The 12,984-nt window shown below is 68.1% G+C and carries 21 protein-coding genes and 1 pseudogene; 1 reads left to right on the forward strand and 21 read right to left on the reverse strand.

Annotated features, from left to right (window positions below; all coding sequences use genetic code 11):
- Positions 1-572, forward strand: a pseudogene (locus tag G5C65_RS00605) (hypothetical protein); the annotation flags it as partial.
- Between the two features lie 11 nt (positions 573-583).
- Here G5C65_RS00605 and truA read toward each other — a convergent pair.
- The 21 genes from truA to rplN form a co-directional block, all read right to left on the reverse strand.
- Positions 584-1,441, reverse strand: a complete 858-nt coding sequence (gene truA, locus G5C65_RS00610) for a tRNA pseudouridine(38-40) synthase TruA (RefSeq protein ID WP_165296562.1) — start codon at positions 1,439-1,441, stop codon at positions 584-586.
- 77 nt (positions 1,442-1,518) lie between these two features.
- Positions 1,519-2,088: a 50S ribosomal protein L17 gene (gene rplQ, locus G5C65_RS00615; protein WP_165296563.1), complete on the reverse strand. Its 570-nt coding sequence runs from the start codon at positions 2,086-2,088 to the stop codon at positions 1,519-1,521.
- A gap of 146 nt (positions 2,089-2,234) precedes the next feature.
- Positions 2,235-3,257, reverse strand: coding sequence for a DNA-directed RNA polymerase subunit alpha (locus G5C65_RS00620; RefSeq protein WP_165296564.1), 1,023 nt, complete (start codon positions 3,255-3,257; stop codon positions 2,235-2,237).
- A gap of 118 nt (positions 3,258-3,375) precedes the next feature.
- Positions 3,376-4,002, reverse strand: a complete 627-nt coding sequence (gene rpsD, locus G5C65_RS00625; RefSeq protein WP_165296565.1) for a 30S ribosomal protein S4 — start codon at positions 4,000-4,002, stop codon at positions 3,376-3,378.
- 27 nt (positions 4,003-4,029) lie between these two features.
- A complete protein-coding gene (gene rpsK, locus G5C65_RS00630) occupies positions 4,030-4,434 on the reverse strand; it encodes a 30S ribosomal protein S11 (protein ID WP_165296566.1) in 405 nt (134 codons plus the stop codon).
- A gap of 67 nt (positions 4,435-4,501) precedes the next feature.
- Positions 4,502-4,882, reverse strand: coding sequence for a 30S ribosomal protein S13 (gene rpsM / locus G5C65_RS00635; RefSeq protein WP_165296567.1), 381 nt, complete (start codon positions 4,880-4,882; stop codon positions 4,502-4,504).
- Positions 4,883-5,116: 234 nt separating this feature from the next.
- Entirely contained in the window at positions 5,117-5,230 is a 114-nt protein-coding gene (rpmJ, locus tag G5C65_RS00640; protein ID WP_009740505.1) for a 50S ribosomal protein L36, read from the reverse strand.
- A gap of 25 nt (positions 5,231-5,255) precedes the next feature.
- Complete coding sequence (gene infA, locus G5C65_RS00645) at positions 5,256-5,477, reverse strand: translation initiation factor IF-1 (RefSeq protein ID WP_003948620.1); 222 nt, start codon at positions 5,475-5,477, stop codon at positions 5,256-5,258.
- 167 nt (positions 5,478-5,644) lie between these two features.
- Complete coding sequence (map, locus tag G5C65_RS00650; RefSeq protein ID WP_165296568.1) at positions 5,645-6,481, reverse strand: type I methionyl aminopeptidase; 837 nt, start codon at positions 6,479-6,481, stop codon at positions 5,645-5,647.
- Between the two features lie 144 nt (positions 6,482-6,625).
- Positions 6,626-7,276 carry an adenylate kinase gene (locus G5C65_RS00655; RefSeq protein ID WP_165296569.1) on the reverse strand — a complete coding sequence of 217 codons (651 nt, stop codon included), beginning with the start codon at positions 7,274-7,276 and terminating at the stop codon, positions 6,626-6,628.
- Entirely contained in the window at positions 7,276-8,589 is a 1,314-nt protein-coding gene (secY, locus tag G5C65_RS00660) for a preprotein translocase subunit SecY (protein WP_165296570.1), read from the reverse strand. Before secY ends, G5C65_RS00655 begins: the two co-directional genes overlap by 1 nt.
- 198 nt (positions 8,590-8,787) lie before the next feature.
- A complete protein-coding gene (gene rplO, locus G5C65_RS00665; protein WP_165296571.1) occupies positions 8,788-9,252 on the reverse strand; it encodes a 50S ribosomal protein L15 in 465 nt (154 codons plus the stop codon).
- Position 9,253: 1 nt separating this feature from the next.
- Positions 9,254-9,436, reverse strand: a complete 183-nt coding sequence (gene rpmD / locus G5C65_RS00670) for a 50S ribosomal protein L30 (protein WP_165296572.1) — start codon at positions 9,434-9,436, stop codon at positions 9,254-9,256.
- Complete coding sequence (rpsE, locus tag G5C65_RS00675; protein WP_028433263.1) at positions 9,436-10,038, reverse strand: 30S ribosomal protein S5; 603 nt, start codon at positions 10,036-10,038, stop codon at positions 9,436-9,438. Before rpsE ends, rpmD begins: the two co-directional genes overlap by 1 nt.
- A gap of 40 nt (positions 10,039-10,078) precedes the next feature.
- Entirely contained in the window at positions 10,079-10,462 is a 384-nt protein-coding gene (gene rplR, locus G5C65_RS00680; protein WP_165296573.1) for a 50S ribosomal protein L18, read from the reverse strand.
- Positions 10,463-10,465: 3 nt separating this feature from the next.
- Entirely contained in the window at positions 10,466-11,005 is a 540-nt protein-coding gene (rplF, locus tag G5C65_RS00685; protein ID WP_165296574.1) for a 50S ribosomal protein L6, read from the reverse strand.
- 23 nt (positions 11,006-11,028) lie between these two features.
- Positions 11,029-11,427 (reverse strand): 30S ribosomal protein S8, encoded by a 399-nt coding sequence (gene rpsH, locus G5C65_RS00690; protein WP_165296575.1) that lies wholly within the window; start codon positions 11,425-11,427, stop codon positions 11,029-11,031.
- A 110-nt stretch (positions 11,428-11,537) separates the two neighbouring features.
- Complete coding sequence (locus tag G5C65_RS00695) at positions 11,538-11,723, reverse strand: type Z 30S ribosomal protein S14 (RefSeq protein WP_016473415.1); 186 nt, start codon at positions 11,721-11,723, stop codon at positions 11,538-11,540.
- A gap of 2 nt (positions 11,724-11,725) precedes the next feature.
- Positions 11,726-12,289, reverse strand: coding sequence for a 50S ribosomal protein L5 (gene rplE / locus G5C65_RS00700; RefSeq protein ID WP_165296576.1), 564 nt, complete (start codon positions 12,287-12,289; stop codon positions 11,726-11,728).
- Complete coding sequence (gene rplX, locus G5C65_RS00705; RefSeq protein ID WP_165296577.1) at positions 12,289-12,612, reverse strand: 50S ribosomal protein L24; 324 nt, start codon at positions 12,610-12,612, stop codon at positions 12,289-12,291. The genes rplE and rplX overlap by 1 nt, the downstream gene beginning before the upstream one ends.
- Before the next feature lie 2 nt (positions 12,613-12,614).
- The gene (gene rplN, locus G5C65_RS00710) at positions 12,615-12,983 is read right to left on the reverse strand and encodes a 50S ribosomal protein L14 (protein ID WP_019354942.1); all 369 of its coding nucleotides are present in this window, start codon (positions 12,981-12,983) and stop codon (positions 12,615-12,617) included.
- Between the last annotated feature and the right edge of the window lies 1 nt (position 12,984).

Here is a 12,984-nt window from a genome sequence, read left to right on the forward strand (position 1 = left end):
CGTTCAAGGACGAGCCGCCGCCCCCTCCCCCGCCGCAGGACTTCATCAAGGACGCCAAGCGGGACAAGGCGCCGCTCAGCGCGGGCACCCTCTTCGACACCGAACGCTTCTCCGTCCAGGGCCGCGACTACGCGCTGACCAAGAAGGACACCAGCGGCAACTGCGCCGACGCCGCCTACGCGGGCCTCGGCCCCGTCCTGACCCGGCACGACTGCGGCGCCCTGTACCGCGCGACGTACCGCCGCGGCGGGCTCGCCGTCACCATCGGCATCGCCACGTTCCAGGACACGGCGACGGCTGCCCGGGTCAGGAAGGAGTACGCGCCCAACCTGGTCGCCCTCCCGGGCGGCGGCGTCCCCGACTTCTGCCGCACGGTCACCTGCCGTACGACGGCCAACCAGGTCGGCCGCTACGCCTACTTCACCATCGCGGGCCGCGTCGACGGCAAGCCGTCCGGCACCTCGGACACGGCGGCCACCCGGGCCGCGCGCGACGGCTCCGACTTCGCGCGGGCGCGGATACTGCAGCGCGGGAGGGAGCAGGCGGAGAAGTCGGTCCGCTCACCTTCCTGACGGGGCGCGGCTCAGCAGCAGCCGGGCCCTCCCGGGAGGGTGCGCCTGTTGCGGGCGGCGCGGTTGCGGGCGGCCAGCTCGGCCTCGTCCGGGTAGCCGACCTCCTCCAGGGTCAGCCCGTGCGGGCGCACGACATGCACCGCCGAGTCCCGCACCCCCGCCTCCAGCACCTTGCCCGGCCACTGAGGCGGACGGTGCCCGTCCCCGACGAACAGCAGCGCGCCGACCAGCGAGCGCACCATGTTGTGGCAGAACGCGTCCGCGAGCACCGTGGCCTCCAGCACCCCGTCGCCCCGCCGCACCCACTCCAGCCTCCGGAGCGTGCGGATCGTGCTGGCGCCCTCGCGCTTCTTGCAGTACGCGGCGAAGTCGTGCTCGCCCAGCAGCGGCCGCGCCGCGGCGTTCATCGCGTCGACGTCCAGCGGCCAGTTGTGCCACAGGACGTGGCCGCGCTGGAGGGGGTCCACTCCGCCGGGGTGGTCGCTGACCCGGTATGCGTAGCGGCGCCAGATCGCGGAGAAGCGCGCGTTGAAGTGCGGCGGGGCCTCGCTGACGCGGAAGACCCGCACATCCATGGGCAGCCGTCCGGCCAGCCGGCGCAGCAGCCCGCCGCCGTGCTCGGCCCAGACGTCCGCCGGCAGGTCGACGTGCGCGACCTGGCCGCGGGCGTGCACCCCGGCGTCCGTACGGCCCGCGACGGTCAGCTCGGGCGGGGCCGGCAGCCGCAGCACGACCCGCAGCGCGTCCTCCAGCTCGGCCTGCACCGTGCGCCGGTCGCCCTTCTGCCGGGCCCACCCGGAGAACGCCCGCCCGTCGTACGCCAGATCCAGCCGGGCCCGTACGAAGCCCGGCGCCACCTCGTCAGTCACCCCGTGATCCTCTCACCGCACAGCACAGCGGGCCCGCCCCGAGGGGCGGGCCCGCTGTGCACGCTCAGCAGCCGGCGTCAGGCGTCCTTGCTCTCGGACTCGCCCTCGGCGCCGGCGTCGCCCTCGGCGTCAGCCTCGGCATCGGCCTTCGGCTCGGCATCGGCCTTCGGCTCGGCGTCCTGCGGCTCGGCGCCCTTGGTCAGGTCCGTCTTGGCCTGCTCACCGGCGGCGTCCTTCGCGGAGCGCTTGGTCGCCGCCTCGGCCTCGCCGACCGCCTCCTGCTGCACCGTCAGCGCCTCGACCAGCTCGATCACGGCCATGGGCGCGTTGTCGCCACGGCGCGGGCCGATCTTGGTGATGCGGGTGTAGCCACCCGGCCGGTTGTCGTACCGCGGGCCGATCTCGGTGAAGAGGGTGTGCACGACGCTCTTGTCGCCGATCGTGCGCATGACCTGGCGACGGTTGTGCAGATCGCCCTTCTTCGCCTTGGTGATCAGCCGCTCGGCGACCGGACGCAGGCGGCGGGCCTTCGCCTCGGTCGTGGTGATCCGGCCGTGCTCGAAGAGGCTGGTGGCGAGGTTCGCCAGCATCGCCTTCTGGTGCGAGGCGCTGCCGCCGAGACGGGGGCCCTTGGTGGGCTTCGGCATGGTGGTGCTCCTTTACGTTGTCACTGCGTCGGCCGTGCCAGGCACCGACGGCAGTCCCGGCCGTGTCAGGTACCGGGGATGTGGGGGTGCGCCCCTGGCGGGGCGCACCTTCAGGGGCGCGGGGATACTGCGCGGCCCCCGTGCTCTCAGTACTGCTCGGTCTCCACAAAGCCCGCGTCCGCGTCGTCCTCGGCGCCGAAGGCGTCCGCGGCGGCGGTCGGGTCGAATCCGGGCGGGCTGTCCTTGAGGGCCAGGCCCATCCCGGCGAGCTTGGCCTTGACCTCGTCGATGGACTTCGCGCCGAAGTTGCGGATGTCCAGCAGATCCGCCTCGGAGCGGGCCACCAGCTCGCCCACCGAGTGGATGCCCTCGCGCTTCAGGCAGTTGTACGAGCGGACCGTGAGCTCCAGCTCCTCGATCGGCAGCGCCAGATCGGCGGCCAGGGCTGCGTCCGTCGGGGACGGGCCCATGTCGATGCCCTCGGCGTCCACGTTCAGCTCGCGGGCCAGGCCGAAGAGCTCGACCAGGGTCTTGCCGGCCGAGGCGACCGCGTCCCGCGGGCGCATGGCCTGCTTGGTCTCGACGTCGACGATCAGCTTGTCGAAGTCGGTGCGCTGCTCGACTCGGGTGGCCTCTACCTTGTAGGTGACCTTGAGCACCGGCGAGTAGATGGAGTCGACCGGGATACGGCCGATCTCCTGGCCGACCTGCTTGTTCTGCACGGCGGAGACATAGCCGCGGCCGCGCTCGACGGTCAGCTCCATCTCCAGCTTGCCCTTGCCGTTGAGGGTGGCGAGGACCAGCTCCGGGTTGTGCACCTCGACACCGGCCGGCGGGGCGATGTCGGCGGCCGTGACCAGTCCGGGGCCCTGCTTGCGCAGGTACATCACGACCGGCTCGTCGTGCTCCGAGGAGACGACCAGGGACTTGATGTTGAGGATGAGGTCGGTGACGTCCTCCTTGACGCCCGGCACGGTGGAGAACTCGTGCAGCACGCCGTCGATGCGGATGGACGTGACCGCCGCACCCGGGATCGAGGAGAGGAGCGTACGACGCAGGGAGTTACCGAGGGTGTAGCCGAAGCCGGGCTCCAGCGGCTCGATCACGAACCGGGAGCGGAACTCGTCGACGACCTCTTCGGTCAGGGAAGGACGCTGAGCGATCAGCATGTGGTGTTTTCCTCCAGTTTTCGGCAACCGCTATTTGATGCCGTTACTGCAAGGGTACGGGCGGAACGGCGGTATTCCCAGCCGCTCCGCCCGCCCCCTGGCTGAGCCGTGACCCGAACTACTTCGAGTACAGCTCGACGATCAGCTGCTCCTGCACCTGGGTGTCGATCACCGGGCGCTCGGGCAGCGAGTGGACGAGGATCCGCATCCGGGACGGGATGGCCTCCAGCCACGCCGGAACCGTCTTCTCGCCGGCCTCCGCAGCCGCCACCTGGAAGGGTGTGAGGTTACGGGAGGACTCGCGGACCTCGACGATGTCGTTCACGGACACCCGCGCCGAGGGAATGTCGGTCTTGCGGCCGTTCAGCGCGATATGGCCGTGCTTGACCAGCTGACGGGCGTGGTCGCGGGACTTGGCGAAGCCCGCCCGGTAGACCACGTTGTCCAGCCGGGTCTCCAGGATCCGCAGCAGGTTCTCACCCGTCTTGCCCTGCTGGCGGTTGGCCTCCGTGAAGTACCCGCGGAACTGCTTCTCCAGGACCCCGTAGATACGGGCCGCCTTCTGCTTCTCACGCTTCTGCAGCAGGTACTCGGAGTCCTTGGTGCGCCCGCGTCCGTGCTCACCCGGGGGGTAAGGACGGATCTCGATCGGGCACTTCGCGCTCTCGCACTTGCTCCCCTTGAGGAAGAGCTTCTGCTTCTCCCGACGGCAACGCTTGCAGTCGGCCCCGGTGTAACGCGCCATGTGGAATTGATCTCCTACTTCAGTTGGTCAGACCCGGCGACGCTTCGGCGGGCGGCAGCCGTTGTGCGGGGTCGGGGTGACGTCCTGGATCGAGCCGACCTCCAGCCCGGTGGCCTGGAGCGAGCGGATCGCGGTCTCCCGGCCGGAGCCGGGGCCCTTGACGAAGACGTCGACCTTGCGCATGCCGTGCTCCTGCGCGCGGCGCGCGGCGTTCTCCGCGGCCATCTGCGCGGCGAACGGCGTGGACTTGCGCGAGCCCTTGAAGCCGACGTGACCGGCCGAAGCCCAGGAGATCACGTTGCCGGTCGGGTCGGTGATCGAGACGATGGTGTTGTTGAACGTGCTCTTGATGTGAGCGTGCCCGTGGGCGACGTTCTTCTTCTCCTTGCGGCGCACCTTCTTGGCGCCGGCCGTACGGCTCTTCGGAGGCATATGAGAGAACTCCCGTGGAGGTGGTCGGTCCTACAGCGCGGACCGCTTGCAGCGTGTCCGGTGCGGACTACTTCTTGCCCGGCTTCTTCTTGCCGGCGATGGCGCGACGCGGGCCCTTACGGGTGCGGGCGTTGGTCTTCGTGCGCTGACCGTGGACCGGGAGGCCGCGGCGGTGACGCAGCCCCTCGTAGCAGCCGATCTCGACCTTGCGGCGGATGTCGGCCTGGATCTCGCGCCGGAGGTCGCCCTCGACGCGGAAGTGGTTGTCCACGTAGTCGCGGAGCTGGACCAGCTCCTCCTCGGCCAGGTCGCGGACCCGGGTGTCCGGGCTCACGCCGGTGGCGGCCAGGGTCTGCTGGGACAGCGTCCTGCCGATGCCGAAGACGTAGGTGAGGGCGACCTCGATGCGCTTCTCACGCGGGAGGTCGACGCCTGCGAGGCGTGCCATGGATGTGACTCCAGATGGATTCGTCGGAGGTCTGCAACAGCGCCGCTCCCTTACCCCCCGCCTGTGCGGCCGGGGGTACCCCCTGCTCGAAGAGCTTGGGGGAAGGTCCCCGGCCTCCGACCGGGGGTGTCGCCGCCGTCACACCGGGTGTGCGGCAGCGGGCCCTGCTGTATGGCTGTTGTTGCGTGCGTCGCGCGAAGTGCTGCGAAAAGGCGTAAGGAGGGTGGTCGTGCGTCAGCCCTGGCGCTGCTTGTGGCGCAGGTTCTCGCAGATGACCATGACCCGGCCGTGACGGCGGATCACCTTGCACTTGTCGCAGATCTTCTTGACGCTCGGCTTGACCTTCATGCTGTGAGGTTCTCCGGGTCTCGATCTACTTGTAGCGGTAGACGATCCGTCCGCGCGTCAGGTCGTACGGAGACAGCTCCACCACGACCCTGTCGTCGGGAAGGATACGGATGTAGTGCATCCGCATCTTGCCGCTGATGTGCGCGAGGACCTGGTGCCCGTTCTGGAGCTCCACCTTGAACATAGCGTTCGGGAGAGACTCGACGACGGTGCCCTCGATCTCGATGGCCCCTTGTTTTTTGGCCATGCTTGAGCGCTTCACCTTCCGGGATCGGCTACCTGGGGTCAGCCCCGCGCACACCTGCATACGGGTACACCTGGGCCGACGAGCCAGTCTACGGCACGGCACCCGGAAAGACGAATCCGGGATTCTCCCCGGCAAGAGTGATCGTTAAGCCGGATGGGCCCGGCCGGTTACGCCAGCGGGTCGGGAGCGGCGGTCACACCCAGCTCCGCCAGCCTGGCCCGGCCGCCGTCCGGGGCCGTCAGCACCAGCGGGCCGTCCTCGGTGAGCGCCACCGAGTGCTCCCAGTGCGAGGACCAGGTGCCGTCGTTCGTCTTGACCGTCCAGTCGTCGGACAGCACATGCGTCTTCGCGGTGCCCAGGCTCAGCATCGGCTCGATGGCCAGGCACATCCCGGGCACCAGCTTGGGGCCCCGGCCGCGCTTGCGGTCGACGTAGTTCAGCAGATGGGGGTCCATATGCATCTGGGAGCCGATGCCGTGGCCGCCGTAGTCCTCGATGATGCCGTACTTCCCGGAGGACGGGCGGGGCTGGCGGCGCACATAGCCCTCGATGGCCTTGGAGACGTCCACCAGGCGGTTGCCCTTGTGCATCGCGGCGATACCGGCCCACATGGACCCCTCGGTCACCCGGCTGAGCTCGTGCAGCTCCGCCGAGTGGCCCTCGCCCACGAAGACGGTCAGCGCCGCGTCCCCGTGCCAGCCGTCGATGATCGCGCCGGCGTCGATGGAGAGCAGGTCACCGGCCTTCAGCACGGTCTCGCGGGAGGGGATGCCGTGGACGACGACATCGTTCACGGAGGTGCAGATATTGCCGGGGAAGCCGCCGTAACCGAGGAAGTTCGGCTTCGCGCCGTGGTCGGCCAGCACCTTGGCCGCGACCTCGTCGAGGTCCTTGGTCGTCGCGCCGGGCACGGCGGCCTCCGCGCACGCCCGGTGCATGGCGGCGACGACCAGCCCGGCCTCTCGCATCTTCGCGACCTGAGAGGGGGTCTTGATCTCCACCATGGCGGCTTCACCCTTCTTCCCGGTTTGACGTGATGGCGCCCTCCCAAGGATGCCATCTTGCTGGACAGGGGCTGCCCCGGCAGGCGCAGCCCCTGTCCAGCCCTCGGAGAAGGGCACGGCAAGGCGCCGGGCACGCCCCACAGGCTAGTCCCCGGAAAGTGCTCTCATCGCGCGCCGGGTGACCTCGCTCACCTCGCCGAGCGCGCTGATCGTCGTCACCAGGCCCTGCCGCTTGTAGTGGTCGATGATCGGCTCGGTCTCGCTGTGGTACACGGCGAGCCGCTTGCGCACCGTCTCCTCGCGGTCGTCGTCCCGCTGGAAGAGCTCCCCGCCGCACACGTCGCAGACGCCCTCCCGCTCGGGGGGCGTATAGGCGACGTGGAAGACATGGCTGCTGTCGTTCCGGCAGATCCGCCGGCCGGCGATCCGCTTGACGACCTCGTCCTCGGGGACCTCCAGGTCCAGCACGGCGTCCAGCTGCCGGCCGCCCTCGACCAGATAGGCGTCCAGCGCTTCGGCCTGCGCGATGTTCCGCGGGAAGCCGTCGAGCAGAAAGCCGTCTGCCGCGTCCGGCTCCGCCATCCGGCTCTGCGCCATCCCGATGGTGACCTCGTCCGGCACCAGTTGCCCGGCCCGCATGTACTCCTGGGCCTGCCGGCCCAGCGGGGTGCCCTGGTTGATGTTGGCGCGGAACAGGTCTCCGGTCGAGATGTGCGGAATCGACAGGTTCTCGGCGAGGAATGACGCCTGTGTTCCCTTGCCCGCACCCGGCGGTCCGACGAGGACGATACGCATCAGCGGAGGAACCCTTCGTAATGACGCTGCTGAAGCTGGCTCTCGATCTGCTTCACGGTCTCAAGTCCCACACCGACGACGATCAGAATGCTGGTCCCGCCGAACGGGAAGTCCTGGTTGGCGTTGAACAAGATCAGCGCGACGGTCGGCACCAACGCGATCAGCCCCAGATACAGCGAGCCCGGCCATGTGATCCGGTTCAGCACATAGCTCAGGTACTCGGCGGTGGGACGGCCCGCACGGATGCCCGGGATGAAGCCACCATACTTCTTCATGTTGTCGGCAACCTCCTCGGGGTTGAAGGAGATAGCCACGTAGAAGAACGCGAAGAAGACAATCAGCAGGAAGTACGTGACGATATAGATCGGGTGGTCACCCCGGACGAAGTGGTCCTGGATCCATGTCGCCCAGCCCGCGTTGGACCCGCTGAACTGCACGATGAGCGCCGGAATGTAGAGCAGCGAGGACGCGAAGATGACGGGAATCACACCGGCCTGATTGACCTTCAGCGGAATGTAGGTCGAGGTGCCGCCGTAACTCCGCCGACCGATCATGCGCTTGGCATACTGCACCGGAATGCGGCGCTGCGCCTGCTCCACGAAGACCACCAGGGCGACCATGGCCAGGCCGCAGGCGATGACCGCGCCGAACTCGATCCAGCCGTCCGCCAGCTTGCCCTGCTTCTTGATGGACCACAGCGCACCCGGGAACCCGGCGGAGATCGAGACGAACATCAGGATCGACATGCCGTTGCCGATGCCGCGGTCCGTGACCAGCTCACCGAGCCACATGATCAGACCGGTGCCCGCGGTCATCGTGATCACCATGGTGATCGTGTTGAAGATGTCCTGGTCGGGGACGATCTGGCTGCCGACCGAGCAGTTCTGGAAGAGCGAGCCGCTGCGCGCGGTCGCCACCAGCCCGGTGGCCTGCAGGATCGCGAGCGCGATGGTCAGATAGCGGGTGTACTGGGTGATCTTCGCCTGTCCGGCCTGGCCCTCCTTCTTCAGGGCCTCCAGCCGGGGGATCACCACCACCAGCAGCTGCAGGATGATGCTCGCCGTGATGTACGGCATGATCCCGAGGGCGAAGATGGTGATCTGGAGCAGCGCCCCGCCACTGAACATGTTCACCAGGCCGAAGAGCCCCTGCGCTCCCTGGGCCTCGTCCATGCACTGCTGGACGTTCTGATAGCTGATGCCCGGCACGGGAACGTGGGCTCCGATGCGGAAGAGCACCACGATGCCCAGCGTGAACAGCAGCTTCTTGCGCAGGTCGGGCGTCTGGAACGCTCGGGCGAACGCGGTGAGCACGGTGCCTCCTGCGCCCCCCGCGCGGGTCTCCTACGCGAGAGGTGACGGTCTTGAGGATCGACAGATAGCAACAGTGCCCGACACCTTACCGGCGATCGCACTGCCCTTGAAACGACGGACCTATACGAGCCGCAGAACGGCCGACCGGGGATGCCCCGTTGGGACATCCCCGGTCGCTCCGTCAGCCGGCCAACGAGCTCAGATGAGCTCGGTGACGGTGCCGCCGGCAGCGGCGATCTTCTCCTTGGCGGAACCGGAGACCTTGTCCACGGTCACCGTGAGCGCCACGGAGATGTCGCCCTCGCCGAGCACCTTGACCAGTTCGTTCTTGCGCACGGCGCCCTTGGCGACCAGATCGGCCACCGTGACCTCGCCACCCTGCGGGTAGAGCGCGGCCAGCCTCGTAAGGTTCACCACCTGGAACTGCTTGTGCGCCGGGTTGTTGAAGCCCTTCAGCTTGGGCAGCCGCATATGCAGCGGCATCTGCCCGCCCTCGAAGCGCTCCGGGACCTGGTAGCGGGCCTTGGTGCCCTTGGTGCCACGACCCGCGGTCTTGCCCTTCGACGCCTCGCCACGGCCCACCCGGGTCTTGGCGGTCTTGGCGCCGGGAGCAGGACGGAGGTTGTGGACCTTCAGCGGGTTCTCCCCCTGGGAGCCAGCCATCTCAGTCGACCTCCTCGACCGTCACGAGGTGGCGCACCGTGTGCACCTGACCGCGCACGACGGCGCTGTCCTCGCGGACGGCCACGTCGTTGACACGCTTGAGACCGAGGGTCCGCAGCGTGTCACGGTGGTTCTGCTTCGTCCCGATGACGGACTTGTTCTGCGTGATCTTCAGGCGAGCCATTACGCACTCACCCCGGCACGCGCCCGCAGCAGAGCGGCGGGAGCCACGTCCTCCAGCGGCAGGCCGCGGCGCGCCGCGATCTCCTCGGGGCGCTGCAGCCCCTGGAGCGCGGCACGCGTGGCGTGCACGATGTTGATCGGGTTGGCGGAGCCGAGCGACTTGCTCAGCACATCGTGGATGCCCGCGCACTCCAGCACGGCGCGCACCGGGCCACCGGCGATCACACCGGTACCCGGCGAAGCCGGCTTGAGCAGCACGACACCCGCGGCCTCCTCACCCTGGATCGGGTGCGGAATGGTGCCCTGGATACGCGGGACCTTGAAGAAGTGCTTCTTGGCCTCCTCCACACCCTTGGCGATGGCGGCCGGCACCTCCTTGGCCTTGCCGTATCCGACACCCACGGTGCCGTCACCGTCGCCCACCACGACCAGCGCGGTGAAGCTGAAGCGACGACCACCCTTCACAACCTTGGCGACGCGGTTGATCGCGACAACGCGCTCAACGTACGCGGTCTTCTCGGCGGCGGCGCCGCCATCCCGGCCCTTACGGTCCCGCCGCTCGCCGCCACCGGCGCCGCCACCGCGGCGCTGGGGTCCAGCCATTGGAATTACCTCTCTCGATTCACGTCCGCTTGCGGGCGGCTCAGAACTTGAGTCCGGCCTCGCGGGCGGCGTCGGCCAGAGCGGCAATCCGCCCTGCGTACTTGTTGCCGCCGCGGTCGAACACGACGGCCTCGATGTCCGCGGCCCTCGCGCGCTCGGCAACCAGCGCGCCGACCTGCTTGGCCTGCGCTGTCTTGTCGCCCTCAGCGCCGCGGACCGACGCGTCCAGGTGCGAGGCGGAGGCCAGCGTGTGGCCCGCCACATCGTCGATCACCTGGGCGGTGATCCCGCGGTTCGAACGCGTCACGACCAGACGGGGGCGCTCGGGGGTGCCCGAGACCTTCTTCCGGATGCGGATGTGACGGCGCTTGGCGGCGGCGCGCTTGTAGGCGTCGCCCTTAGCGATCTTCACGCCGTATGCCATGGCTTACTTACCAGCCTTTCCGACCTTGCGGCGGATGACCTCGCCCGCGTACTTGACGCCCTTGGCCTTGTACGGGTCGGGCTTGCGCAGCTTGCGGATGTTCGCGGCGACCTCGCCGACCTTCTGCTTGTCGATGCCCTCGACCGAGAACTTGGTCGGCGACTCGACCTTGAAGGAGATGCCCTCGGGGGCCTCCACCAGGATCGGGTGGCTGTAGCCCAGGGAGAACTCCAGATCGGAGCCCTTGGCCTGGACGCGGTAGCCTACACCGCTGATCTCCAGGTCCTTGGTGAATCCCGCGGTCACGCCAGTGATCATGTTCGCCACCAGCGTGCGGGACAGACCGTGCAGGGCCCTGTTCCGGCTCTCGTCGTTCGGGCGGGTGACGACGAGCGCGCCGTCCTCGCCCTTGGCGATCTCGATGGGCGCGACAACGGTGTGCGAGAGGGAGCCCTTGGGGCCCTTCACCGCGACCGTCTGGCCATCGATGGTGACGTCCACACCGGCGGGAACCTGGATGGGGAGCTTGCCGATACGCGACATGGCTTTACCTCCGTTCCCTTCCGTTACCAGACGTAGGCGAGGACTTCCCCGCCCACACCCTTCTTGCTCGCCTGCTTGTCGGTGAGCAGGCCGTGCGACGTGGAGATGATCGCCACGCCCAGGCCGCCGAGCACCTTCGGCAGGTTGGTGGACTTTGCGTAGACCCGCAGACCCGGCTTGGAGATCCGCTTGATGCCGGCGATCGAGCGCTCGCGGTTCGGGCCGAACTTCAGCTCCAGCACGAGGCTCTTGCCCACCTGGGCGTCCTCGGTCTTCCAGCCGGTGATGTAGCCCTCCTGCTGGAGGATCTCCGCGATATGCGACTTGATCTTGCTGTGCGGCATCACGACGGTGTCGTGGTACGCCGAGTTCGCGTTACGCAGACGCGTGAGCATGTCTGCGATCGGATCGGTCATGGTCATGTGATGGCCTTCGGCCTCTCTCGCCGGGGTTTCCCGCTTGCGTCGCGGGACCTACGGCGTAGTAAGCGACTTTGCAGCTTACCGAGAGTCCTGGTCTGTCCCGGAAGGGATTACCAGGAGCTCTTGGTCACGCCCGGCAGCTCGCCACGGTGCGCCATCTCGCGGAGGCACACGCGGCACAGGCCGAACTTGCGGTAGACGGAGTGCGGACGGCCGCAGCGCTGGCAGCGCGTGTACGCGCGCACCGAGAACTTCGGCTTGCGGCTGGCCTTCGAGATCAGAGCCTTCTTCGCCATGATCAGTTCTCCTTGAACGGGAAGCCGAGGTGACGAAGCAGGGCACGGCCCTCGTCGTCCGTGTTCGCCGTGGTGACCACGGTGATGTCCATGCCCCGGACCCGGTCGATCTTGTCCTGGTCGATCTCGTGGAACATGACCTGCTCCGTGAGACCGAAGGTGTAGTTGCCCCGGCCGTCGAACTGCTTCGGCGACAGCCCGCGGAAGTCGCGGATGCGCGGCAGCGCGAGCGACAGCAGGCGGTCCAGGAACTCCCACATCCGGTCGCCACGCAGGGTCACGTGGGCACCGATCGGCTGGCCCTCACGCAGCTTGAACTGCGCGATGGACCTGCGGGCCTTGGTCACGGCGGGCTTCTGGCCGGTGATCGTGGCGAGGTCCTTGACGGCGCCCTCGATCAGCTTGGAGTCGCGGGCGGCGTCGCCCACACCCATGTTGACCACGATCTTGGTCAGCCCGGGGATCTGCATGACGTTCTCGTAGGTGAACTCGTCCTGCAGCTTGCCCTGGATCTCGGCGCGGTAGCGCTCCTTCAGGCGCGGGGCCTGAGTGATGGTGGCAGTCATCAGATGTCCTCACCGGTCCGCTTGGCAACGCGGATCTTGTTGCCTTCGTCGTCGAAGCGGTAACCGACGCGGGTGACGACCTTCTGGCCGTCCTTCTCCACGACGAGCTGCACATTGCTCACGTGGACCGGGGCCTCGGTCGTCACAATGCCGCCGGTCTTGGAGCCGCGCGCCGTCTGGCCGGCCTTGGTGTGCTTCTTGACCCGGTTGACACCCTCGACCAGGACCCGGTCCTCGCGCGGGTAGGCCACGATGACCTTGCCCTGCTTGCCCTTGTCCTTGCCGGTGATGACCTGTACCAGGTCGCCCTTCTTGATCTTCATGCTCACAGCACCTCCGGCGCGAGGGAGATGATCTTCATAAACTTCTTCTCGCGCAGCTCCCGGCCCACCGGGCCGAAGATACGAGTGCCGCGGGGGTCGCCATCGTTCTTGAGGATGACGGCCGCGTTCTCATCGAAGCGGATGTACGAGCCGTCGGGGCGGCGGCGCTCCTTGACGGTGCGCACGATGACCGCCTTGACGATGTCGCCCTTCTTTACGTTCCCGCCCGGGATCGCGTCCTTGACGGTAGCGACGACGACGTCACCGATGCCCGCGTAGCGCCGGCCCGAGCCGCCGAGCACGCGGATGGTCAGGATTTCCTTCGCACCCGTGTTGTCGGCGACGCGAAGCCGAGACTCCTGCTGGATCACG

The organism is Streptomyces boncukensis (genome assembly GCF_011045075.1).
Taxonomy (GTDB): domain Bacteria; phylum Actinomycetota; class Actinomycetes; order Streptomycetales; family Streptomycetaceae; genus Streptomyces; species Streptomyces boncukensis.